Genomic DNA, 22,727 nt, shown 5'->3' with positions numbered 1-22,727 from the left:
ACGGGGACATCCTGGAGGCGCGGTGCGCGTCGGGCGCACGCCGCGCCTCCAGGGGTGGTCGCGTCAGGCGGCGGCGTCGGTCGCGCTGGTCGCGGCGACGGCGCGCTCGATGACGTCGGCGACGTCCTTCGGGTGGGTCTGCATGACGAGGTGCGGGGCGGCGAGCTCGGTCACGTCGGTGATGCCGGCACGGGAGTAGCCGAAGCGCTCGACCTCGGGGTTGATGGTGTGGTCGTCGGACGAGACGATCGCCCACGCGGGGGTGGTCTTCCACGCGGCGGCGGAGGCCGGTTCACCGAAGGCGGCGCCGGACAGCGGGCGCTGCGAGACCGCGAGGACCTCGGCGACGCGCGGGTCGACCCCGGCGGCGAAGACCTGCGGGAACGCGTCGATCGCGACGGAGACGTCGGTGCCGTCCTCGGCGCCGGCGACCGGGTACGGCGTGTACACCAGGTTCGCGGCGAGGTCCGAGTCCGGGAACCCGCCCTGCAGCTGTCCGAGGCTCTCGCCGACCTCGAGCACGTAGCCGGAGACGTAGACGAGTCCGACGACGTTCTCGGCTTCGCCAGCGACGGTGATCACGGCGCCGCCGTACGAGTGCCCGGCGAGGACGACCGGCCCGTCGACGTGCTCGGCGACGGCGCGGATCGAGGCGGCGTCCTCGGCGAGGCTGCGGTTGTAGACCGGCGGGACGAGGACCGTGTGGCCGCGGTCGAGCAGCTCGCGGGTGACGGGCGCCCAGCTGGCGGAGTCGGCGAACGCGCCGTGGACGAGGACGATGGTGGGTGCAGCCATTGCGGGTCTCCTTCGTGACGAACGTCTGGGGTGGTGCGGGGACCGGGGGTCCCGGCGTCGTCACGCTAGGGCTGCGGGCGCTGCGCCGTCCTGTCCCTGTCGTTGCCCGTCACCCCCGACGACAGCGCGCGTCGGCGGCGCCGGGTGCGCCGCGGGGTGCCCTCGGACGGCCGGACGCACCGTGCCGGGGTCCCCCTGCGGGGCGGAGGCACGGCGACGGGGTCCCCGCCGGGGCCCCCTTCTCCCTCCTGCTCCACTGCCCAGCCGGTTAGCGTGATCGCATGGAACACGAGGACGGCACGACGACGACGTCGGCCCAGGACTTCGTGGACGCGCTCGCCGAACCGGTCGTGGTCTTCGACCGGCACCTGGACGTCGTGGCGGCGAACCGGCTCGCCGGGGCCCTGTCCGCGTCCCTCACCGTCGGCACGAACCTGGCGCGGTTCACCTTCCTGAACCCCTGGGTCGAGGACTCGGTCGACGGCTGGGAGGCCGAGGCGCACCGCACCGCCGCGATGCTCCGGGACTCGCTGGACGAGCACGACGCCGACGACCGGTTCCAGGAGCTGCTGGGCGAGCTGATGGCCAGGAGCACGACATTCGCGACCGAGTGGGCCGGCGGCGCGGTGCGGCCGGATCGACGCGGGGAGTCGACGTTCGAGAACCCGCTGGTGGGCCGGATCGACCTGCGGTGGGAGCAGCTGCGTCGGCTGGAGGACCCCGAGCACGTGCTCGTGGTGTGGACGGCAGCGGACGAGGAGTCCGCCGCGCGGCTCACGACGCTCCGGGGACTGCTCGACGAGGACGCGACGACCGCCTGACCGCGAGCGCAGCGCCCGCTGCGACCGCCTCGCTACCCCACCGCGGTCTCGCCTGCGACCGGCTCCCGGCGCGCGGTGCCCTGCTGCACCTGCGCGGCGAGGTACGCGACGGCAGCGGCTGCGGGCGTGCCGGGGTCGGCCCAGAAGGTCACGAGCACGTGCGAGCTGCCCGGGATCGCGAGGTTCTGCCAGCGGAACTCGACCCACCCGATCGGGTCGATCCAGTGCCGTGAGACCCCGGTGCGCTGCACGGCGACGTCGTGCCGGGCCCAGATGCGGGCGAAGTCCGGGTCCTGCAGGGTCAGGGTGCCGACGATCTCCTGCAGCCGGGGGTCCTCGGGTTCGGCGTGCAGCCGGAGCGCGGCGACGACCCGGTGCGCGGTGCGGTCCCAATCGGCCGCGTGCTGCCGGGACGCCTCGGAGAACATCTGCAGGACGAGGTTCGCGCCCGGCTCCATGTACCCGGGGCCGAGGGCGCTCGCCAGGGCGTTGGACAGGATGATGTCCTGGTTGCGGTCCATCACGAACGCCGGGGTGTGCGACCACTGCGCCAGCAGCGACCGGACCGAGTCGTCGAGCCCCGGCGGCACGACCCCCTCGGGGCGGCGGCGTTCGGCGTGTGCGAGGCGGCGCAGGTAGTCGACGGCCTCGTGGTCGAGCCGCAGTGCGCGGCCGAGCGCCACGAGCACCTGGTCGGACGGCTGGTGGTCGCGGCCCCGTTCGAGCCGCAGGTAGTACTCGGGGCTGATGCCCGCGAGCCGTGCGACCTCTTCGCGGCGCAGGCCGTCCACTCGTCGTCCGGGCTCACGGGTGAGGCCGACGTCCTCGGGCTGGACGAGTGCCCGACGGGCGCGGAGGTACTGCCCCAGTTCGGACCGTCGCGCATCCACGCGAGCAGGATAGCCGGAATCCGCAAAGAACGCGAGAACTACCGTTCTCTGGGTGTGCCGCTCCGCGCGATGGTCTGGTGCGGCTGCTCCCCGAACCGTTCCCGGTAGTGCGCCGCGAACCGCCCCAGGTGGGTGAACCGCCACCGCCGCGCGACCTGGCTGACGAGCAGCGCGCGGGAACCCGGCCGCCCCAGCTCCAGGTGCACCCGGTCGAGCCGGACCTCGCGCAGGTACTGCATGGGGGTGACGCCGAGACGACGGCGGAACAGGTCCTGCAGGCCGCGCTCGCTCAGGTCGCAGGCCGCTGCTACGTCCGCCACCGTCAGCGTCCGGTCGGCGTGGTCGTGCACGAAGCCGATCGCCCGCCGCATCCGGTCCGCGACGTCCGATCGCGACCGGGCGAAGGTCGACAGGACGACGGTCGCGATCCGCCGGTTCAGGGCCGCACGGTCGTCGGCGGGCAGGCCGGGGTCGAGGATGCGCCCGGAGGCCTCGCGCAGCAGTGCCCGCAGCGGCTCGAGTGCGGGATCCGCCGCGTCCGGCTGCCCGAACACCGAGGACTCTTCCGTGTCGCCGAGCAGCGACGGTGACAGGTGCAGCAGCGTCGTGGCGGTCGCGTCGGTCTCGAACCCGTACGCGACGGACGCCGAGAGCATCATCGGCCGCTCGGCGCCGACCTCCCAGTGCTCGCCGTCGTCGGCGGTCAGGCTGGCCCGGCCGTCGGCGAGCCAGAACACGACGTGGTCGGGGCGCGGACCGATCGTCCCCGACCGCTTGCCCGGTGTCGCGATGCGGTGGATCGACAGATCGTCGTCCCCGCCGGTCTCGTAGCCGAAGCCCTCGTCGTCCGCGGTCACGGCGTCGGGACCCGGTCCCACTCGTCGCCGTACCGGGACAGCACCGACCACCGCGAGACGGGCCACGTGGTCACGAAGGCGCGCCCCACGACGTCGTCGACCGGCACGGTGCCGTGCACACGCGAGTCGGCGGAGTCGTACCGGTTGTCGCCCATCACCCAGATGCGCCCCTTCGGCACGGTGATCCCGAAGTCCTTCCCGGCGACACGGTCCGACCCGCGTTCGAGCACGACGTAGGGCTCGTCGACCGCGTGCCCGTTCACCGACAGGCGGCCCTCGGCGTCGCAGCACGACACCGTGTCACCCGGCAGGCCGATGACCCGTTTGATCAGGTCGTCGCCCTGGCCCATGCCGAGCCAGCCGCCGGGGTCCTGGAACACCACGACGTCACCACGCTGCAGCGGCACCACCCCGGGCACGAGCTCGTTGACGAGCACCCGGTCTCCGACGAGCAGCGTGTTCTGCATCGAGGCCGAGGGGATGTAGAACGAACGGACCAGGTACGCCTTGACCAGGAAGGACGCCAGCAGCGCCACGACGACGATGATGACGAGGTCGCGCAGGAACCGGAGGCCCCCGCGCTCCGGCTCGCTCTCGGCGGCGGGTTCGGCGTGCGGTTCGGCGTGGGGGTGCGTGTCGCTCAATGGGTCAGCACCACCTTGACGAGACCGATCACGAACGCCACCGCGGCCAGCACGATCCCGCCCCACAGCCCGAGGAACGTCGGCTGCTTGCCGCTGAACCGCTGCATGAACACGCCCACCAGCCCGATGCGCACGACCAGGATCGCCGTCGCCGCGATCTGCGCCCACTCCGCCGGCAGCCACCCGACCCATGCAGCCGCGTAGAGGACCGCCGGGATCAGCCCCGAGGTCGCGATCGGGTTGGCGTTCCGGACGATCGTCGCGACCGAGTCGCGGCGCGCAGCGCGGTCCTCGGCGGACTCCTCGCCGTCGTCGCCGAGCCCGTGCGCGACCAGGTGCGCGAGCACGTGGGCCAGGTACGTGAGCACCGCGGTCGCCAGGACGGTCGCCACCGCGGCGCCGTGGTGGATCTGCTCCGGGTTCACCGCGATCGCGACGGCGAGCACCGTGATGTTGCCGTAGATGTACGACGACATCCGGTCGCGGACGTGCTCGAGCGGCAGGTCGCGGGGGTCGGGGCGACCGCCGCGGGGTCCGCGCCCCGGTCGGGAGGGCCGTCGTGTGCGTGGCATCCGTCCATCTTGGCCCCCGCGGTCGGCCGTCCGCCGACAGGACACCGGCTGCGATGCTCACGCGGCCGGCCGGTTCCGGCAGACTGGGTGCCGATCGGTGCGACGGAGCGCCGGACAGGAGGCACGCATGACGTCCGCACGACCACTCGCCCTGGTGACCGGGGTGGGCCGCAGAGCCGGCATCGGTGCAGCGCTCGCCGCCCGGCTGGCGACCGACGGCTGGGACCTCGCCATCTCGTGGTGGGGGCCCTACGACGACCGCGTGAGCGGCGGGGCGGACCCGGACGGGGTCGAGTCGGTGGTGCAGGAGTGCGAGGCTGCGGGAGCACGGGTGACGCGCCTTCCGGTCGACCTGGAGGACCCGGAGCAGGCGGCCGCGCTCGTCGGCCGCGCCGAGACGGAAGCCGGCGCCCCCGTCACCGCCCTCGTCATGTCGCACTGCGAGTCCGTCGACTCCGACCTGCGCACCACCACGGTCGAGTCGTGGGACCGCCACTTCGCCGTGAACGCCCGCGCACCGTTCCTGCTCGTGCAGGCCTACGCGGCCGGGCTCGAGCGTGCCGGGGACGCCGCACCGAGGGACCGACGTCGGATCGTCGCGCTGACGAGCGACCACATCGCGTACAACCTGCCGTACGGGGCGTCGAAGGGCGCGCTCGACCGGATCGTGTTCGGCGCCGCGAAGGAGCTCGGCAGCCTCGGCGTCAGCGCCAACGTGGTGAACCCGGGCCCGAACGACACCGGCTGGATGTCCGACGAGGTCAAGGGGTGGGCCGTCGAGGGCACCCCGCTCGGTCGGCTCGGACGCCCGTCGGACACCGCCGCGCTCGTCGGGTTCCTCTGCTCGGAGCAGGGTGCGTGGGTGAACGGCCAGCTGCTGAAGTCGGACGGCGGGATCTCGAACAGCGCCTGACGCGGGCGGCCGGGCAGCCGGCGCCGAGTCTCGGGGTCAGCGACACTTCTCGGGGCTGCGGGCGCGAGGAGTGTCGCTCAACCCGAGACTCGGCCCCTCGCGACCCGCTCGTCAGCCGCGACCGGGCGCGGTCACCTCGATGCGGTTCGCCCAAGGGTCCTCGAACGCGACCGTCCGGCCGTCGTCGGCGGTCTGCACCCCGGTGTCGTGCATGCGCGCGACGAGGGCACCGAGGTCGTCCGACCCGGGCACCTCGATCCGCACGAGTCCCAGCCCGAGCGCGAGCTGGCGGCGCCCGGCCCCACGTGAGTTCCAGGTGTTCATCGCCATGTGGTGGTGGTACCCGCCGGCGCTGACGAACAGGGCGTCGCCGAAGCCGGCGGTGGTCTCGAAGCCGAGGGTGTCCACGTAGAAGGAGCGTGCGGCGTCGACGTCGCCGACGGACAGGTGCACGTGGCCGACCTTGCCCGGGCGTTCCGCGGCGGTGTCCAGGGCGTCTTGCGTCAGGTGCTCCTGCAGGAACGCGTTCGGGTCGACGTACTTCGTGTCCATGTCGACCATGCCGTGCGTCCACGACCACTCGGTGCGGTCACGGTCCCAGTACAGCTCGACGCCGTTGCCCTCGGGATCGGTGAAGTAGAACGCGTTGCTCACCAGGTGGTCGGCGCTGCCGGTGAAGGTCTGCGGGAACTTCGTTGCGACCGAGTACAGCGCGGCGGCCAGGTCGGCCCTCGTGTCGAACAGGATCGCGGTGTGGAACAGGCCGGCGTCGTGCGGGCTGGCGTGCTGCATGGACGGCGCGTGCTCGAGGATCACGATCGGCACCGCCAGGCCACCGGCGCCCGGTCGCCCGAGGACGGCGACGCTGCCGTCGTTCGAGAGCAGCGAGAGCTGGACGCCGTCGCGGTAGTAGCCGATCATCCGGTCGAGGTTCGCGACGCGGAGGGTGACGGCACCCATCCCGGTGTCGGCGGCGAGGAGGTCCTGCGTGTGCATGGCACCAGTGTGCGCCCATTTAGTTGACGCGTCAACCAAATGGGCGTCGATCGCCTGTGCCAAAGCGACAGATCGCTGCGAACGGTTCGCGGCGATCTGTCGCTTCGGCGAACGGGGGCGCGCAGGCGACGGGAGGCCCGGTGCGTGTCCGCCCCTCCGGCCGCGGTCAGCGGGAGCGGAAGTAGCGGTGGAGCGCGCGCTCGCGGATCGCGGCCGCGGCGAGCGCCCCACCGAGCAGCGCGCCGGCGAGCCCGAGGGACGCGATCGCGATTGCCTCGCGCACGATCGGCAGCGCATCGTCGACCTCGAGGCCACGCACCGACACCACCGCGACGCTCGTCGCGACCACAGCCCCGACCGATGCCCAGACCAGGTGCTGCAGGACGACGCCGAGGACCTGCGCACTCCGCGGTACCCCGACGTGCCGATCGGAGGCCAGGGCGAGCCGACGCCGTGCGACCGCTGCCCCGCCGATCGTCAGCCCCACGAGGGCCGCTGCACCGAACGGGACGAGCACTGGCTGCCGCGCCGCGGGCGTGAAGACCGCGCCCAGCGTCGGGTTGAGCTGCCCGGCGGTCGGTCGGTCTTCGCCCTCGGCCCCGCTCGCCGGCAGGACGGTGCGCCGGAGCATCGAGACCGTGTCGTCGCGCTGCGGCCACACCGTCGCCCAGCAGGCGTCGAACGGCGACCCGTCGTCGACCGTCGGCGCGAGGACCGCGTACTCCAGGTCGGGGTCCCGGCCGTCGTCGGGGTAGTCGTACACGCCGGCGACTCCGGTGCCCGCACCGCCCGCCGTCACGAGGCGATCGCCGGCAGCAAGACCCAGGGTCTCGTGCACCGTGGGCGAGACGATCACTCCCGCGGTGCCGTCGGCATCGGAGCCGCCGAGCAGACCACGCACCCCGGCGGTCACCTCGTAGGTCGGGATCGCCGAGCCCGGCAGCGCGGCGGGGACGACGGCGGCGTCGAGGCGCCGGAACGCACCAGACGCGATGACCCCTTCGGTATCCACGAGCGCATCGCACACGCGGCCGTCGATCCGGCCCTCGGCCCGCTGGACGGTCGTCGCCGCGCCGCTCGCGACGAACACCGCAGCCGCTCGGACGTCATCGGCGACCGCTACGGCGCGCAGGCCCACGACACCGCCGAGCAGCACCGCGAGGACGACAGCGGACGTCGCTGCCCACGAGGCTCCGGAAGCGATGTCGCGCCACGCCTCCCGCCAGACCTCGGTCACCTGCATCCGGCGAGGGCTCATCGGTACCGCCCGAGGTCGAGCACTCCGTCGCAGGCGTCACGGCTCGCGTCGTCGTGCGTGGCGACGACGACGACCGTCCCCGACGCGGCGAGCGCACCGATCCCACGGTTCACCTCGATCGCGGCCGCTCGGTCGAGTTGCGCCGTCGGCTCGTCGACCAGCATCAGACCCGGCGCGCTGGCGATGGTGCGCGCGAGCATCAGGCGTTGCGCCTCACCACCGGACAGTTCGGCGAATCGCGCGTGCGCCCGCGAACCGAGCCCGAAGCGCTCGAGGACCCCGAGCGCGCGGACGTCCGCGGTCCGACGATCCGCGCCCTGGGCGACGAACGGCAACGCGACGTGGTCGAGCACTCGGCGGCGGGCCACCCCGTGCGGGTTCTGGAAGACCCAGAGCGGCCGACAGCCCGGCGGACGGACGGCGGCACCGCGCGTCGGACGGAGCATCCCGGCGAGGATCGCGAGCAGCGTCGACTTGCCGGAACCGCTCGGCCCGACGACCGCGGTCACGGTCCCCTCGGCGAAGGTGCGGTCGACGCGGTCGAACAGCACGGTGCCGTTCGGCCAGACGTGCCCGACGCCCTCGAGCGTCACCGACACGAGCTGGACCGGTCCGGCGCAGCACGGATCCGGTCGAGCGTTCGTCCGCCGGGCACCCGGACGAACGACTGCCCGAGTTCCGATCCGAGCACCTCGACCCGGAGTGACCGCCCCGTCGTCGGTTGCACGCATGCCTGCGCGCCCACGAGGTCCCAGAGGGCCGTCGGTGGCACCACCTGGACGGTTCGTGGGCGGCTGAGCGTCCAGGTCGCGGCCACCGTCGGTGCGCCGTCCGCCGAAGCGACCGTCGCCGCGTACTCCGGCAGGGCGGTGATAGCAGCGAGGTCCGTCGGCGCGGAGACCACCCCTGCGGTGTCGATCGGGACGTCGGCATTCCCGATCCGCAGCACGCGCTCCCCCGGCGCCGGATCGACCGGGAGCGCCTCGATGCGCGCACCGCGGAGTTCGGCCGGGAGTTCGACGAGGACACCGTCAGCGCCGACCGCTGCCCCGACGACGGCCACGCACGCCAGGACGATGTTCTCGGCGGCTGGCACCCATGCGAACGGGTCCCGCAGCACGACGTCGTCGGGCAGGTCGTCGCGGTCGACACCTCGGTCGACCAGGAACTGCTGCGCAGCGCGGAGCGTGCCCGGGCCGAGGACGCCGTCGGTGCTCAATCCGGCACCGAGGCGCGTGAGTTCCCGCTGCAACCCCGTGACGTCGGCCCCGCTGTCGCCGAGCTCGAGGTCGCGCCACAGCGGCTCGTCACTGGCGAGCGCGATCACCGGCCGCCCGTCGACCTGCGCGAAGACGTCCCCGCTCCGCACGGGTGCCCCGGTCGAGCACGTCGACGTCGTCACCGTGCCGGTCCGCGACGTCACGACCGCCCGTTGGGCACCGGTGTCGAGTGCGAGCTGCACCTGTCGTTCGTCGGCATCGGTGCGTTCGGTCACCCGGACGGTGCTCGCGGGGGCCGCCGTCCGGAGTGCCGCCGGGACCTCGGCCGGCACAACGACCACGATGGCGGCGGCCGTCGCCGCCGCGACCACCATCGCCCCGAGCGCCAGGAGTGCGGCAGACGGGAAGCGCATCAGCGCCGCTAGAGGCCGAGGGGGTCCAGCCGACACTGGACGGCTGCGGGATCCCACGGCGAGAAGGAGAAGTTCCCGTCGTCGTTCTGATCACGCCAGTCACGTTCGGTGTACGTGTCGTCGACGAGTTTCGCAGCACGGAGGCACGCGACAGTGATCGTTGCCTCGTCCTGCTTCTCCGGGTTCCGCCAGACCTCGTTGAACAGGTAGGTCACGTCGCTGTCGAAGTCCTTCGCGAACTTCGACTTCGAATCGTTCATGGCCGTGGCGTCTTCAGCCTTCCGCCCGGGGAGCGGCGACGCTTCGGACGTGCCGTCCTCCGCTGTGGTGTAGTCGTAGCCGAGATCTCGCATGCATGCGCTCATGCGGGCCTGCGCATCTGCGACCTCCCGCGCCGAGATCGTTCCGTCCGAGAGGATCTGCCGCTGGTACGGGCTGGTGTCGGCGGCTGATTCCGCGAACTCATCCGCCCACGGCCCAGCGTCGGAGAAGCCTGACGGATCGACGACCCGGGGGGCAGCATCTGCGGAGGCGCAGCCAGCGAGTGCCGCGGCGGCGATCACCCCGACGACCGTTGCTCCCCGCGCACGGTTCCGGATCACCGCGTCAGGCCCGGGTCATGCCGTACTGGGCGATGTTGGTCCAGCAGGCAGCCTGGTAGGACCACTTGTTGCCACCGACCACGTTCCCCCACTTCATCGTCCCGCTCCGCAGACGGTTGAAGTGCTGAGCGCGACCACACCCCGACTCGTTGAAGCCCGTGCTCTGCGTCACCTTCCGCCAGCACGTCGCAGCACTCGCCTCCGGCGCCGTCACGGTGTCGACCGCGATCCCGCCGCCCACGACACTCCCCAGCACGACCGCACCCAGTACGACGTTCTTGATCGACATCGATCTCCCCTTCGTTGGTGACATCACCCAGATGTCACCGTTAACGTATTACCGGCCAGTGAGAGAACGCAACGACCGTCACCACATCCGTGCAGGATGGACGCGTGAGTGACGACATCCGGTGGGAGGTGGTCGAGGAGAGCACGCTGTCGCTCCCCGACCACGAAGCGATCGCAGCGCTGCTCGGGCAGGCCTTCCCCGACTGGTCGCACTGGTACGTGGGCGGCCGGAGCTGGTCCGGCATGCAGCCGGAACGCCGGGTGCTCGCGCACGACGCCGACGGGGTCGTCCTGGCCCACGTCGGCATCCGCCGCATGTACATCTCCGTCGGCGGGCAGGACGTCCTGGTCGGCGACACCGGCCTGGTGGCCGTCGCACCCCGCCTGCAGGGCACCGGCGTCGGCCGCGAGCTGATGACCCGGACCGCGGCGGTCCTCGAGGGACTCCGCGTCCCCTTCGGGTTCCTCGGCGCGGGCGAGGACCGCATCCCGTTCTACTCGAAGCTCGGATGGCACGAGTTCCCCGAGGCCGTCGGCACCTTCTCGGCGTTCACGGCCGAGGGCGCGGGCGTCAGCAACACCGAGCAGGGCGGCTGGATGGCGCTGCCGGTGGCAGCGCAGCTCGAGGACTGGCCCGCTGGGCCGATCTGGCTGAACGGCCAGCAGGTCTAGAACCGCTTCAGACCGACGGACGGGAGGCCCGGTACCAGCTGGTACCGGGCCTCCCGTCCGTCAGGTGGTGGAGCGGGGCTTACGCCTCGACCGCGACCTTCTCCGGGTCCTCGTTGGAGCCCGGCGCGCTCGGCGTGACCGCGGCGCGCACGCGCGCACCCAGGTCGGCGTCGACGTTCGTCCAGTAGGCGAACACGCGCTCGCGCAGGTCGTCGCGCGTCACCTTCGAGACGTGGCCGGCGATGTTGCCGACCAGGCGCTCACGGGCGGCGTCGTCCAGGACCTCACGGACGAGCGTGCCGGCCTGGCCGAAGTCGTCGTCCTCCGGGTGCAGGGTCGCGGCGGAACGCTGCAGCGCACCGTCGGACTCCCAGCCCGGGGCGTCGTCGGTCGCGTTCGGGTCGGCGTGCGCACCACCGAGCGAGTTCGGCGCGTACACCGGCACCTCGGACTTCTGGAAGTCGAAGCGCATGCCGCCGTCCTTCGAGTACGAGTGGACCTCGTTCTTCGGGGCGTTCACCGGCAGCTGGGCGTGGTTCGTGCCGACACGGTAGCGGTGGGCGTCCGCGTAGCTGAAGATGCGCGCCAGGAGCATCTTGTCAGGGCTCGCCGCGATGCCGGGCACGAAGTTCGAGGGGGCGAACGTCGCCTGCTCGATCTGCGCGAAGTAGTTCTCCGGGTTGCGGTTGAGCTCCATCGTGCCGACCTCGATGAGGGGGTAGTCCGCGTGCGGCCACACCTTCGTCAGGTCGAACGGGTTGAAGCGGTAGGTCGCGGCGTCCTCGTAGGGCATGACCTGCACCTTGAGGGTCCACCGCGGGAAGTCCTGACGCTCGATCGCGGCGTGCAGGTCGCGGATGTGGAAGTCCGCGTCCTCGCCGGCGATGCGGTCGGCGTCCTCCTGCGTCAGGGTCTTGTGGCCCTGCTCGGTGATGAAGTGGTACTTCACCCAGAAGCGCTCGCCCTCGGCGTTGATCCACTGGTAGGTGTGCGAGCCGAAACCGTCCATCTCGCGCCAGCTCGCCGGCAGGCCGCGGTCGCCCATCAGCCACGTGACCTGGTGCGCCGACTCGGGCGACAGGGTCCAGAAGTCCCACTGCATGTCGTGGTCGCGCAGGTGCGAACCGGGCAGGCGCTTCTGCGAGCGGATGAAGTCGGGGAACTTGATGCCGTCGCGGATGAAGAACACCGGGGTGTTGTTGCCGACCAGGTCGTAGTTGCCCTCGGTCGTGTAGAACTTCAGCGCGAAGCCGCGGGGGTCGCGCCAGGTGTCGGGGGAACCCTGCTCACCGGCGACGCTCGAGAACCGGGCGAGCATCTCGGTGGTCTGCCCGGGCTGCAGGAACGCGGCTCGGGTGAAGCGCGAGACGTCCTGCGTGACGGTGAAGGTACCGAAGGCGCCGCCACCCTTGGCGTGCACGACCCGCTCCGGGACACGCTCGCGGTTGAACTGGGCGAGCTTCTCGACCAGGTAGTGGTCGTGCAGCGCGAGGGGGCCGTCGGCCCCGACGCCCATCGAGTGCTCGTCGCTCGAGACGGGTGCGCCGCTGTTGGTCGTGGTGGTCGGGGTGCCGGTCGGCGTGTTCTGGTCGGACACGGTTCCTCCTTGAGGTGGGACGTTGGTTCGGTCAGGGGTGCTCGGGTGGTTCGGGATCCGGCGCGTCGTGCGGCCGGTGCGGTGGGCGGTCGCCGTCAGGCGGGCGCGGGGGCGACGTCCGGGTCGTCGTGCTCCGCACCGTCGCGCTCTGCCGCTGCGCAGCGTTCGCAGATGCCCCAGTAGGTGACCTCCGCGGTGGTGACCGCGAAGCCGTGGGTCTCGGACGGCGTCAGGCAGGGCGAGTGGCCGACCGCACAGTCGACGTCCTCGATGGCGCCGCACAGGGTGCAGACGATGTGGTGGTGGTTGTCACCGGTGCGGCGCTCGTACCGCGCGGGGCTGCCAGCCGGTTCGATGCGGCGGACGAGCCCGACGCCGGTCAGGGCGTTCAGCACGCCGTAGACGGCCTGGTGACTCGTGGTCGGCAACTCCACGGCGAGCGCGGTGACGATGTCGTCCGCGGTGGCGTGCGGCATCGAGTCGGTCGCGCGGAGCACCGCGAGTCGCGGGGTCGTGACCCGGAGCCCCGAGGAACGGAGCAGATCGGCGTCGGCGTCCATGCTGAGCCTTTCTTTTGCAGGAATCAAGACAACGTGTTCACTGTACACGAGCTTCTGCTGCCGGCCATCGAAGGACGCATGCCGCCACCGGAATACGAAGTGTCACGATCCGGTCGCGATCCGCTGGGACGCCGCTGGACCGACCGATCCGCACGCTAACGTCCGGACATGTCCACGAGCCAGGGTCTGCCTGAACAGGCGAACAGCACCGAGGACGTCCGGGGGATCATCGTGAAGCGGGACCTGGTCGTCGACCTCATCCGGACGGCCTGCGTCGTCCTCGTCGTCATCGTGCACGTCACGATGGTCGGCGTCGCCGCCGACGACCAGGGGGTGCGGGTCACGAGCCCGCTGCAGGAACTCCCCTGGTACGTCGCCGCCACCTGGGTCGGGCAGGTGATGCCGCTGTTCTTCGTGGTCGGCGGGTTCGCGAGCGCCGTCGGCTGGCGCAGCACCGTCGCCCGAGGCGCACCGAGCCCCGCCCGCGACTTCCTGGCCACCCGACTGGTGCGGCTGTTCCGGCCCGCGGTGCCGCTGTTCGTGTTCCTCGCGCTCGGGCTCGGGGTCGCCACGGCCGCGGGGACGCCGCCGGAGCTCCTGGCCGAGGTCGCGTTCGGCATCGGTTCGCCGCTCTGGTTCCTGGCCGCCTACGGCATCACCCAGTGCTGCGTGCCCGTGATGATGCGCCTGCACGAACGAGCACCCTGGGCCACCCTCGCCGTGCTGCTCGTGCTCGCCGGAGCGGTCGACGCCGTCCGCCTGGCCACCGGTGTCGCCGAGGTCGGGCTGCTCAACCTCGGGCCGGTGTGGCTCTTCGCGCAGCAGCTCGGCTTCCTCTGGGCCGACGGCTGGTTCGCTCGCCGGTCGAAGGTGCTCCTGCTGGGCATCGCCGTCGCCGCCTACGCCGTGCTCGTACCGATGACCTCGGTCGGGCTCTGGGCACCCGACATGCTGCAGGACCTCAACCCGCCGATGCTCCCGTTGGCGTTCCTGGCGATCGCGCAGGCCTGCCTGGTCCAGCTCGTGCACGCTCCGCTCTCCCGACTGATGCGCACCCGGGCCGCCCTCGGGGCAGTGTTCGTGCTCGGCCGGGACGGCATGACCATCTACCTGTGGCACCTGCCGCTCTTCATCGCGCTGAACGGCGTCGCCCTGCTCGTCGGACTGCCGTTCCCGACGCCGGGTTCCGGTCCGTGGTGGGCGTCCCGGGTCGTCGCACTCGTGGTGGTGCTCGCCGTCGCGCTCGGGGTGGCCAGGGCTCTGCGCTGGTTCGACCGGCCGCTCCCCCGGCTGTTGCCGTCGGCCGACCGTCCGTCGTGGCCGGTCGTCGCGCTCGCCGCCTTCTGCACGATCGGCCCGGCGTTCCTCGTGATGCAGCTGCACCTGTCGTTCGGCGTCGCGCTCGTCGGTGCAGTGGCCGTGCCGGTGGGCGTCTGGCTGCTGTCGCGGACCGTCCCGGCACGCGGGGTCGCCCGGATCTGAACCGGTTCTCACCGTCCCGGGGCCAGCCGGACCCCCGGCGGACGTCGGGCGGACGGAGGATGGCTCCGGCGGCGCGGAGGACGAGCCCGCCTGATCCCCAGGAGGCTCCCCACGCCGTCGACACCCGAGTTCTGGAGCACCTGGCGGTTCGATCCCCTGGCGGCGGTGCTCCTCGTCGTCGCCGCGGTCGCCTACTGCCGGTGGGTCGGCGGCGCGGCGCGGCGGGGTGCCCGCTGGCCGTGGTGGCGCACGCTCGCCTTCGCCACGGCGCTCGTGCTGTTCGGCGTCCTGCAGTTCGGCATCGTCGGCGTCGACGACGAGCGGTTGCGCTGGGCCTTCGTCCTGCGGGCCGCCCTGCTGTTCTTCGCGGTCCCCACCTTCGCCGCGCTCGGTGCGCCCGTCGCACTGCTCCGGATCGGCGGCCCGGGTCGCCTCGCGCAGGTCGCCGACGCGGTCATGGGGTCACGTCCGGTGCGCCTGCTCGGCAACGCGATCGTCGCGCCGCTGGTCGCGCTCGCGCTGTTCGCCGTCCTGCTCACCCCGTTCTCGGCGGTGATCCGGGAGTCCCCCGCATGGGCGGCTGTCATCACCGTGGCCGTGCCGGCGCTGGGGTTCGGCCTGCTCGCGCCACTGTCCGAGGTCGGCGTGCTCGTCTCGTCGACGTTCGCCACGGCCGAGTTCCTGCTGGCGTTCGTCGAGCTGGTCGTCGACGCGGTCCCGGGCATCGTGCTGCGGATCACGAACCACGTGCTCGACGGGTCCCTCGTGCCGGTGGTCGGGCGGGCCTGGTACCCGTCGCCGCTGCAGGACCAGCACCTGGCGGGCGACCTGCTGTGGTTCATCGCCGAGGTGGCGGACATCCCCGTGCTCGTCGCCCTGTTCATCCGGTGGCAGCGGACCGACCGCCGCGAGGCCCGGGCCGTCGACGCCCTGACCGACGAACAGATGGACGAGCTGACCCGAGCGCACCTGCGGCGCCGCGGCTGAGCGTCGGGACGCCCCTCGTTCCACTTCGTGAGCAGCAGTGGTCGGGCGCCCGAAGGCGACCCGACCATTGCTGCTCACGAAGTGCGTTCGTGCGCTACTTCGACGGGGCCCCGGCGGGCTCGGCGTCGGGCTGCGTGGTCACCGAGCCGGTCTGCTGCCACGCGACGGTCTGCTTCGGCTTCGCCAGGAACAGCGCCGCGACGATGGCCACGACGAGCACGATCGCGGGCAGGTAGAGCGACTCACCCATGGCCTTCGAGAACGGCTCGAGCAGGAAGCCCGGCAGTGCGCCGACCTGCTGCTCCGCACCACCGGCCGAGGCCCCACCGGACGACGCCGGGAAGTTCGCGGTGATCCGGGCCTCCATCAGGGCGGCGATGCCGGCCGAACCGAGCACCGCACCGATCTGGCGGGTGGTGTTGTAGACGCCCGAGCCGGCACCGGCCAGCTTCGGCGGCAGGTTGCGCGTCGCCGAGACGGAGAGCGGTCCCCACATGCAGGCGTTGGCGAGACCGAGGAGCGCGCTCGGCAGGAGCACCCAGCCCCACTCGGCACCGCTCGACAGCAGGGCGCCGAACCAGAACAGGCCGGCCGAGAAGCAGGCGAGGCCGAACGCGGCGACCCAGCGCGGGTTCCAGCGGTTCAGGTTCTTGCCGACGATCGGGGCCAGTGCCGCCGACAGCACGGCCTGCGGCACGAGGAGCAGCGCGGCCTGGGTGGGCGAGAAGCGCAGGACGTCCTGGGCCCACAGCATGATCGGCAGGGCGAACGACGCGATCGCGACACCGACGGCCGTGATGGCGACGTTGGCCAGGGTGAAGTTGCGGTCGCGGAACAGGCCGAGCGGCAGCAGCGGCTCACCCTTCTGCACGCCCTGCCAGACGACGAACCCGGCGAGCACGACGAGGCCGACGATGATGAGCGCCCAGACCGAGATCGGGCCCGTGATGGTGCCCCAGTCGTAGGTCTCGCCCTCCTGGATGCCGAAGACGAGCAGGAACAGGCCGACCGCGCTCAGCACGATGCCCAGGTAGTCGAAGCGGTGCCCGTGCCGGTCGAACGACGGCACGAAGCGCTGCGCGAGCACGAACGCGACGACACCGACGGGGACGTTCACGAAGAAGATCCACTCCCAGCCGAAGCCGTCGACGAGCAGGCCGCCCACGATCGGGCCGACGAGCGACGCGACACCGGCGACGGCGCCCCAGAGACCCATCGCTGCGCCGCGGTTCTGCGGCGGGAAGATGCGCGTGATGACCGACATGGTCTGCGGGCTCATCATCGCTGCGCCGAGACCCTGCACGACGCGGGCGACGATCAGCACCTCGATCGAGCCGGCCAGGCCGCACCACAGGCTGGCGAGCGTGAAGACCACGAGGCCGATCTGGTACATGACCTTCGGGCCGAAGCGGTCACCGAGCCGGCCGGTGATGAGCAGCGGCACGGCGTAGGCGAGCAGGTAGGCGCTCGTCACCCAGATCACGGAGTTGATGTCCGCGTCGAGCTCCTGGGCGATGGTGGGGGTGGCGACCGACACGATGGTCGAGTCGACGAGGATCATGAAGAACCCGACGACGAGTGCCCACAGGGCGGGCCACGGCTTCTTCTCGGTCGTCCGCGGAGGCGTGACGGTGGTCATCGAGTGGTTTCCTTGCTGTTCGTGGTGGTGTCTTCGGACGCGGCGGGGGCGTCCCAGGAGATGTGGCCGGCGGCGATCCGGTCGGCCGTGGCGACGAGCCACTCGATCTGCGTCGTGAGGATGGCACGCACGTACGACACGTCGAGCCAGTACCGCTCGGGCAGGTCCTTGGCACGGACGACCCCGAGGATCTCGTCCGCCTCGTCGCGCTGGGCCTGGAGTGCGACGGCCCGTGCCCGGAGGGCGGACTCGGCCTCGTCGACCGACAGGTTCTCGATCTCGGCGACGGCCAGGTGGAAGACGGGGTACTCCTCGGCCGGTTCGGCGATCAGCCGGACGAGCCCGTCGTGCAGGGCCGTCCACCCGTCGTCCGTGATCGCGTAGGTGGTGCGTTCCGGGCGGTTGCCCGCCCGGTCGGTCCCCACGACCTCGGCGAGGCCGAGCTCCACCAGGCGGCCGACCTGGTGGTACAGGGTGCCGGGCCGGACCTTGACGTTCCGGCCGTCCCGGCGGTGCGTCATCGTCTGGAACATCTCGTAGGGATGCGTCGGCCCCTCGGCCAGGAGCCCGAGCGCGGCGAACGCGAGTGGCGTGAGCGACGGCACACGTGCCTCCAGTCCGCTTGTTCGTTGTTGACTATTCGAAGTGGAATATACGCATTGGAACATGCATGAGCAACCGCACAGCAACGGCCAGCCAGGAGGCCCGTGGCCGTCCCGGCGTGTCGCGCGCGCCCCGTAGACTGGTCGCGTCCCCCCACCCCTGAAGTGCTGGAGAGAACACGTGCCAACGATCGTCGTCGAGGTCATGCCCAAGGCCGAGATCCTCGACCCCCAGGGGAAGGCCGTGGGCAACGCCCTGGCCCGCCTCGGCAAAGCCGACCTGACCAACGTCCGCATCGGCAAGCGCTTCGAGGTGACCGTCGACGGCCCCGTCGACGACGCCAAGCTCGCCGAGGTCCGTGACATCGCAGCCGACGTCTTCTCGAACGCGGTCATCGAGGACGTCGTGTCCGTGACCGTCGAAGGCCAGTGACCCGGATGCGCATCGGCGTCATCACGTTCCCCGGCTCGCTCGACGACCGCGACGCCCAGCGCGCCGTCCGTCTCGCCGGCGCCGACCCCGTCGCCCTGTGGCACGGGGACCACGACCTGCAGGGCGTCGACGCCATCGTGCTGCCCGGTGGGTTCTCGTACGGCGACTACCTGCGCGCCGGCGCGATCGCCGCGAAGGCCCCGATCATGGCCGAGGTCATCGACGCCGCCGGCAAGGGCATGCCCGTGCTCGGCATCTGCAACGGTTTCCAGATGTTGGCCGAGGCCCGTCTGGTCCCCGGAGCGCACACCCGCAATGCGCACCAGCAGTTCATCCGCCGCGACCAGAAGCTCCGCGTCGAGACCACCGCGACCGCCTGGACCTCCGGCTTCAGCGCCCAGCAGGAGATCACCATCCCGCTGAAGAACGCCGACGGCCGCTTCGTCGCGGACGCCGACACCATCAAGCGCATCGAGGACAACGGCCAGGTCGTGTTCCGCTACGTCGGTGTGAACCCGAACGGCTCCATCGACGACATCGCCGGCGTCTCGAACGAGCGCGGCAACGTCGTCGGCCTCATGCCGCACCCGGAGCACGCGACCGAGGCCGGCTTCGGCCCGGACACCCCCGCTGCGATGGCCTCGGGCACCGACGGCCTGACCTTCTTCACCTCCGTGATCGAGCACGCGCTCGTCAAGTGACAGGGAACAACGACACCGTGACGACACCCGTTCGCCCGAAGCCCGACACCGTGCAGGACGCGGCAGCCACCCCCGACAAGGAGCAGCCGTACGACGCGCTGGGCCTGAAGCCGGACGAGTACGCCCGCATCAAGGAGATCCTCGGACGCCGCCCCACCTCGGGCGAGCTGGCGATGTACTCGGTGATGTGGAGCGAGCACTGCTCCTACAAGTCCTCGAAGAACTACCTCCGTCAGTTCGGCAAGAAGGTCACGCCGGAGATGACGAAGAACCTGATGGTCGGCATGGGCGAGAACGCCGGAGTCGTCGACGTCGGCAACGGCTGGGCGGTGACCTTCAAGGTCGAGTCGCACAACCACCCGTCCTACGTCGAGCCGTACCAGGGCGCGGCCACCGGTGTCGGCGGCATCGTCCGCGACATCATCTCGATGGGCGCGCGCCCCGTCGCCGTGATGGACCAGCTCCGCTTCGGCGCGATCGACCACGAGGACACCGCACGCGTCGTGCACGGCGTCGTCGGTGGCATCTCGTTCTACGGCAACTGCCTCGGCCTGCCGAACATCGGCGGCGAGACCTACTTCGACCCGGTGTACCAGGGCAACCCGCTGGTCAACGCCCTCGCGGTCGGCGTCCTGCGCCACGAGGACCTGCACCTGGCGAACGCGTCCGGCGCCGGCAACAAGGTCGTCCTGTTCGGTGCCCGTACCGGTGGCGACGGCATCGGCGGCGCGTCGATCCTGGCGTCCGACACCTTCACCGAGGGCGGCCCGACGAAGCGTCCGGCCGTGCAGGTCGGCGACCCCTTCGCCGAGAAGGTCCTGATCGAGTGCTGCCTCGAGCTGTTCCAGAAGGACCTGGTCGAGGGCATCCAGGACCTCGGCGCCGCGGGCATCTCCTGCGCCACCTCGGAGCTCGCGAGCAACGGTGACGGCGGCATGCACATCTCGCTCGACGACGTCCTGCTCCGCGACCCCACGCTCACCGCCGAAGAGATCCTGATGTCGGAGAGCCAGGAGCGCATGATGGCGGTCGTCCGCCCCGACAAGCTCGACGAGTTCCTGAGCGTCGTCGGCAAGTGGGAGGTCGAGACCAGCGTGCTGGGCGAGGTCACCGGCACCGGCCGACTCGTCATCGACTGGCAGGGGCAGGAGATCGTGAACGTCGACCCGCGCACCGTCGCCGTCGACGGCCCGGTCTACGACCGCCCGGTCGCCTACCCGACCTGGATCGACGCGCTGCAGGCCGACACCGCCGCCTCGCTCGACCGGCCGGCCGACGGCCCCGCACTGAAGGCACAGTTCCTCAGCCTGCTCGGTTCGCCGAACCTGGCGTCGAAGAACTGGGTCACGAACCAGTACGACACCTACGTGCTCGGCAACACCGCGCTGTCCTTCCCCGACGACGGCGGCATGATCCGCGTCGACGAGGAGACGGGGCTCGGTGTCGCCATCGCGACCGACGCCAACGGTCGTTACTGCCAGCTCGACCCGAAGCAGGGTGCACGCCTGGCCCTGGCCGAGGCGTACCGCAACGTCGCCGTCACCGGTGCCGTCCCCGCCGCCGTCACCGACTGCCTGAACTTCGGCTCTCCGGAGAACCCCGAGGTCATGTGGCAGTTCTCCGAGGCGGTCGAGGGCCTGGCCGACGGCTGCATGGAGCTCGGCATCCCGGTCACCGGCGGCAACGTGTCGTTCTACAACCAGACCGGCACGACCCCGATCCACCCGACGCCCGTCGTCGGCGTGCTCGGCATCATCGACGACGTCGCCAAGCGCGTGCCGTCGGGGTGGCAGGACGACGGCCACAACATCTACCTGCTCGGCACCACGAGCCTCGAGCTCGACGGCTCCGCGTGGGCCGGCACCGTGCACGGGCACCTGGGTGGGCGTCCGCCGGCGGTGGACCTCGAGCGCGAGAAGGCCCTCGCCGAACTGCTGTACGCGGCGTCCGGCGAGCAGCTGCTCACCAGCGCGCACGACCTGGCGGACGGCGGCCTCGGCCAGTCGCTCGCCGAGTCCGTGCTCCGCTTCGGCATCGGCGCCCGCGTGGTGCTCGACGAGCTCGAGGCCCGCGACGGCATCGACACCGCGACGGCGCTGTTCTCCGAGTCGACCGGTCGCGTCATCGTGACCGTCCGCCGCGAGGACGACGTGCGGTTCCAGGGGATGTGCGACGGCCGGGGGTTCCCGGTGCTGCGCATCGGCGTGACCGACGCGACGTCGAGCACGCTCGAGGTCCAGGGCGCGTTCGAGGCCACGGTCGACGAGCTGCGCGGCACCCACGCCGCGACGCTGCCGGCCCGCTTCGGCAACGTGATCGTCGAGGACGTCACCGAGGGGTACGTCGGCCGCGGGCCGCTCGACTCCGACGGTGCCTTCTCGCCGCGCACCGACGCCTAGGTCCGGGTCGCCGATGCCGATCGTCACCCTGCCCTTCGCCGAGCTCGTCGACCGGTTCGGCCCCGTGCCGGACGGCATCGAGCTGGACGTCTGGGACGTCGAGTCGCCGTACGGTCGCCCGGACGACGTCGCGATCACGTTCCTGCCGTTCTACTTCGAGGGGCGGCACCGCTGGCAGTTCGTGCACGACCTGCCCGAGCTCCAGCTGCTGCAGCTGCCGAGCGCCGGGTACGAGCACGCCGTCCCGCACGTGCCCGGACACGCGCAGCTGGCGAACGGTCGCGGCATCCACGACGACGAGACCGCCGAGCTCGCCGTCGGCCTCGCGCTGACGTCACTCCGCGAGATCTCGGCGTTCCAGGTCGACCGTGCGAACGGCGTCTGGGACTCCCGCGAGACCCGATCGCTCGCCGACCGCCGGGTGACCGTCGTCGGCTACGGGGCGATCGGGTCCGCGATCGCCACCCGGTTCGAGGCGTTCCGCACCGAGGTGACCGTGGTCGCCCGGACCGCTCGCGAGCAGGACGGCCGGCACGTGCACGCGTTCGGTGAGCTGCCCGACCTGGCTCCGACGACCGACGTGCTCGTGCTCATCGCCCCCCTCACCGCCGAGACCGAGCGCCTGGTCGACGCGGAGCTGCTCGCGGCGCTGCCGGACGGCGCCCTCGTGGTGAACGTGGCGCGCGGCAAGGTCGTCGACACCGACGCCCTGGTCGCCGAGCTGCGGTCGGAGCGGCTGTTCGCGGCCCTCGACGTCACCGACCCGGAGCCCCTGCCCGCCGGACACCCGCTGTGGACGACCCCGAACACCGTGCTCACCCCGCACGTCGGCGGCAACACCGACCTGAGCGTGCCGCGGTCGATCGAGCTGATGCGCAAACAGGTCGCCGCGCTGGCCGAGGGTCGCCCGTTCGAGAACCTGATCGAGTTCTGACGAGCGAGCGGAACCGCGGCGTCACTCGAGTCGCAGCGCCATCCCCAGGCTCGGCGCAACGTCCTCGAAGCCGAGGGACCGGTAGAGCCGCTGCCCCGGTGGGTCTCCGACGAGCGTGACGTACGCGCCCGCAGGTGCACGGTCGCGGACGTCCGCCAGCAACCACTCGACGACCCGACGGCCGAGACCCTGCCGCTGGTGTGCGGGATCGGTGGCGATGTCGGCGATGTGGAAGTACCACCCGCCGTCGCCGATCGTGCGACCCATCGCGACGGGCGTGCCGTGCTCGTCCACCACGTGGCACGCCGACCAGCTGCCCGCGATCGCTCCGGCACCCTGGGCGGGGTCCTTCGGGGACAGACCGGAGTCCCGGCGCAGCCGCAGGTAGTCCTCGAGCGGCGGTGCACCGACGATGATGCGGTACTCGGGCTGTTCCTTCCCGGCGGTCACGG

The 22,727-nt window shown here is 71.6% G+C and carries 25 protein-coding genes; 9 read left to right on the top strand and 16 right to left on the bottom strand.

Annotated elements, in window-relative coordinates; translation table 11 throughout:
* Nucleotides 1-63: 63 nt before the first annotated feature.
* The gene (locus OE229_RS05835; RefSeq protein ID WP_071248357.1) at nucleotides 64-795 is read right to left on the bottom strand and encodes an alpha/beta fold hydrolase; all 732 of its coding nucleotides are present in this window, start codon (nucleotides 793-795) and stop codon (nucleotides 64-66) included.
* A gap of 281 nt (nucleotides 796-1,076) precedes the next feature.
* Between OE229_RS05835 and OE229_RS05830 the strand changes: the two genes are divergently transcribed.
* Nucleotides 1,077-1,616, top strand: a complete 540-nt coding sequence (locus OE229_RS05830) for an MmyB family transcriptional regulator (RefSeq protein WP_262136910.1) — start codon at nucleotides 1,077-1,079, stop codon at nucleotides 1,614-1,616.
* Nucleotides 1,617-1,648: 32 nt separating this feature from the next.
* Here OE229_RS05830 and OE229_RS05825 read toward each other — a convergent pair whose 3' ends face one another.
* From OE229_RS05825 to OE229_RS05810, 4 genes are read right to left on the bottom strand one after another with little or no spacing between them, the layout of a single operon-like run.
* On the bottom strand, nucleotides 1,649-2,506 hold the full coding sequence (locus tag OE229_RS05825) for a helix-turn-helix domain-containing protein (RefSeq protein ID WP_163343274.1): 858 nt from the start codon (nucleotides 2,504-2,506) through the stop codon (nucleotides 1,649-1,651).
* 38 nt (nucleotides 2,507-2,544) lie between these two features.
* A complete protein-coding gene (locus OE229_RS05820) occupies nucleotides 2,545-3,384 on the bottom strand; it encodes a helix-turn-helix transcriptional regulator (protein WP_262136908.1) in 840 nt (279 codons plus the stop codon).
* Entirely contained in the window at nucleotides 3,360-4,007 is a 648-nt protein-coding gene (gene lepB, locus OE229_RS05815; protein WP_262136906.1) for a signal peptidase I, read from the bottom strand. The genes OE229_RS05820 and lepB overlap by 25 nt, the downstream gene beginning before the upstream one ends.
* The gene (locus OE229_RS05810; RefSeq protein WP_262136905.1) at nucleotides 4,004-4,579 is read right to left on the bottom strand and encodes a hypothetical protein; all 576 of its coding nucleotides are present in this window, start codon (nucleotides 4,577-4,579) and stop codon (nucleotides 4,004-4,006) included. The genes lepB and OE229_RS05810 overlap by 4 nt, the downstream gene beginning before the upstream one ends.
* Before the next feature lie 127 nt (nucleotides 4,580-4,706).
* Here OE229_RS05810 and OE229_RS05805 point away from each other — a divergent pair, with 127 nt between their 5' ends.
* Nucleotides 4,707-5,492, top strand: a complete 786-nt coding sequence (locus tag OE229_RS05805) for an SDR family oxidoreductase (protein WP_262136904.1) — start codon at nucleotides 4,707-4,709, stop codon at nucleotides 5,490-5,492.
* A 111-nt stretch (nucleotides 5,493-5,603) separates the two neighbouring features.
* Here OE229_RS05805 and OE229_RS05800 read toward each other — a convergent pair whose 3' ends face one another.
* From OE229_RS05800 to OE229_RS05775, 6 genes are all read right to left on the bottom strand, one after another.
* Nucleotides 5,604-6,488: a VOC family protein gene (locus tag OE229_RS05800; RefSeq protein WP_259580412.1), complete on the bottom strand. Its 885-nt coding sequence runs from the start codon at nucleotides 6,486-6,488 to the stop codon at nucleotides 5,604-5,606.
* Between the two features lie 166 nt (nucleotides 6,489-6,654).
* Nucleotides 6,655-7,746, bottom strand: coding sequence for a hypothetical protein (locus OE229_RS05795; protein WP_182064684.1), 1,092 nt, complete (start codon nucleotides 7,744-7,746; stop codon nucleotides 6,655-6,657).
* On the bottom strand, nucleotides 7,743-8,345 hold the full coding sequence (locus OE229_RS05790; RefSeq protein WP_262136901.1) for an ATP-binding cassette domain-containing protein: 603 nt from the start codon (nucleotides 8,343-8,345) through the stop codon (nucleotides 7,743-7,745). The genes OE229_RS05795 and OE229_RS05790 overlap by 4 nt, the downstream gene beginning before the upstream one ends.
* The gene (locus OE229_RS05785; RefSeq protein ID WP_262136899.1) at nucleotides 8,336-9,379 is read right to left on the bottom strand and encodes a peptidoglycan-binding domain-containing protein; all 1,044 of its coding nucleotides are present in this window, start codon (nucleotides 9,377-9,379) and stop codon (nucleotides 8,336-8,338) included. The genes OE229_RS05790 and OE229_RS05785 overlap by 10 nt, the downstream gene beginning before the upstream one ends.
* 8 nt (nucleotides 9,380-9,387) lie before the next feature.
* A complete protein-coding gene (locus OE229_RS05780; RefSeq protein WP_262136898.1) occupies nucleotides 9,388-9,942 on the bottom strand; it encodes a hypothetical protein in 555 nt (184 codons plus the stop codon).
* Nucleotides 9,943-9,985: 43 nt separating this feature from the next.
* A complete protein-coding gene (locus tag OE229_RS05775) occupies nucleotides 9,986-10,270 on the bottom strand; it encodes a hypothetical protein (RefSeq protein WP_110858837.1) in 285 nt (94 codons plus the stop codon).
* Between the two features lie 104 nt (nucleotides 10,271-10,374).
* On the opposite strand from OE229_RS05775, the gene OE229_RS05770 reads away from it, so the two are divergent.
* Nucleotides 10,375-10,941, top strand: a complete 567-nt coding sequence (locus OE229_RS05770; protein WP_262136897.1) for a GNAT family N-acetyltransferase — start codon at nucleotides 10,375-10,377, stop codon at nucleotides 10,939-10,941.
* Between the two features lie 79 nt (nucleotides 10,942-11,020).
* Here the strand turns inward: OE229_RS05770 and OE229_RS05765 are convergent, their stop codons facing one another.
* The gene (locus OE229_RS05765) at nucleotides 11,021-12,538 is read right to left on the bottom strand and encodes a catalase (RefSeq protein ID WP_182064679.1); all 1,518 of its coding nucleotides are present in this window, start codon (nucleotides 12,536-12,538) and stop codon (nucleotides 11,021-11,023) included.
* A gap of 95 nt (nucleotides 12,539-12,633) precedes the next feature.
* A complete protein-coding gene (locus OE229_RS05760) occupies nucleotides 12,634-13,098 on the bottom strand; it encodes a Fur family transcriptional regulator (RefSeq protein WP_262136894.1) in 465 nt (154 codons plus the stop codon).
* A 168-nt stretch (nucleotides 13,099-13,266) separates the two neighbouring features.
* On the opposite strand from OE229_RS05760, the gene OE229_RS05755 reads away from it, so the two are divergent.
* Both OE229_RS05755 and OE229_RS05750 read left to right on the top strand, forming a co-directional pair.
* Nucleotides 13,267-14,580, top strand: coding sequence for an acyltransferase family protein (locus OE229_RS05755; RefSeq protein ID WP_262136893.1), 1,314 nt, complete (start codon nucleotides 13,267-13,269; stop codon nucleotides 14,578-14,580).
* A 165-nt stretch (nucleotides 14,581-14,745) separates the two neighbouring features.
* Entirely contained in the window at nucleotides 14,746-15,567 is an 822-nt protein-coding gene (locus OE229_RS05750) for a cytochrome c oxidase assembly protein (RefSeq protein ID WP_209133096.1), read from the top strand.
* 94 nt (nucleotides 15,568-15,661) lie between these two features.
* On the opposite strand, the gene OE229_RS05745 is transcribed toward OE229_RS05750, so the two are convergent.
* A complete protein-coding gene (locus tag OE229_RS05745; protein ID WP_259580402.1) occupies nucleotides 15,662-17,206 on the bottom strand; it encodes a DHA2 family efflux MFS transporter permease subunit in 1,545 nt (514 codons plus the stop codon).
* Entirely contained in the window at nucleotides 17,203-17,811 is a 609-nt protein-coding gene (locus OE229_RS05740) for a PadR family transcriptional regulator (RefSeq protein WP_182064674.1), read from the bottom strand. Before OE229_RS05740 ends, OE229_RS05745 begins: the two co-directional genes overlap by 4 nt.
* Nucleotides 17,812-17,989: 178 nt before the next feature.
* Here OE229_RS05740 and purS point away from each other — a divergent pair, with 178 nt between their 5' ends.
* The 4 genes from purS to OE229_RS05720 are packed head-to-tail and all read left to right on the top strand — an operon-like array spanning nucleotide 17,990 to nucleotide 22,275.
* A complete protein-coding gene (gene purS / locus OE229_RS05735) occupies nucleotides 17,990-18,241 on the top strand; it encodes a phosphoribosylformylglycinamidine synthase subunit PurS (protein ID WP_017886272.1) in 252 nt (83 codons plus the stop codon).
* 5 nt (nucleotides 18,242-18,246) lie between these two features.
* Entirely contained in the window at nucleotides 18,247-18,942 is a 696-nt protein-coding gene (gene purQ / locus OE229_RS05730) for a phosphoribosylformylglycinamidine synthase subunit PurQ (protein WP_027465024.1), read from the top strand.
* A 17-nt stretch (nucleotides 18,943-18,959) separates the two neighbouring features.
* A complete protein-coding gene (gene purL, locus OE229_RS05725) occupies nucleotides 18,960-21,341 on the top strand; it encodes a phosphoribosylformylglycinamidine synthase subunit PurL (protein ID WP_263345107.1) in 2,382 nt (793 codons plus the stop codon).
* Nucleotides 21,342-21,354: 13 nt separating this feature from the next.
* Nucleotides 21,355-22,275: a 2-hydroxyacid dehydrogenase gene (locus OE229_RS05720; RefSeq protein WP_182064672.1), complete on the top strand. Its 921-nt coding sequence runs from the start codon at nucleotides 21,355-21,357 to the stop codon at nucleotides 22,273-22,275.
* 21 nt (nucleotides 22,276-22,296) lie between these two features.
* On the opposite strand, the gene OE229_RS05715 is transcribed toward OE229_RS05720, so the two are convergent.
* Nucleotides 22,297-22,725 carry a GNAT family N-acetyltransferase gene (locus tag OE229_RS05715; protein ID WP_262136891.1) on the bottom strand — a complete coding sequence of 143 codons (429 nt, stop codon included), beginning with the start codon at nucleotides 22,723-22,725 and terminating at the stop codon, nucleotides 22,297-22,299.
* Between the last annotated feature and the right edge of the window lie 2 nt (nucleotides 22,726-22,727).

It is taken from the genome of Curtobacterium poinsettiae, assembly GCF_025677645.1.
Taxonomy (GTDB): domain Bacteria; phylum Actinomycetota; class Actinomycetes; order Actinomycetales; family Microbacteriaceae; genus Curtobacterium; species Curtobacterium poinsettiae_A.
Note: the sequence above shows the minus strand (reverse complement) of the source record. Positions and strands in the feature narration are given on the sequence as shown.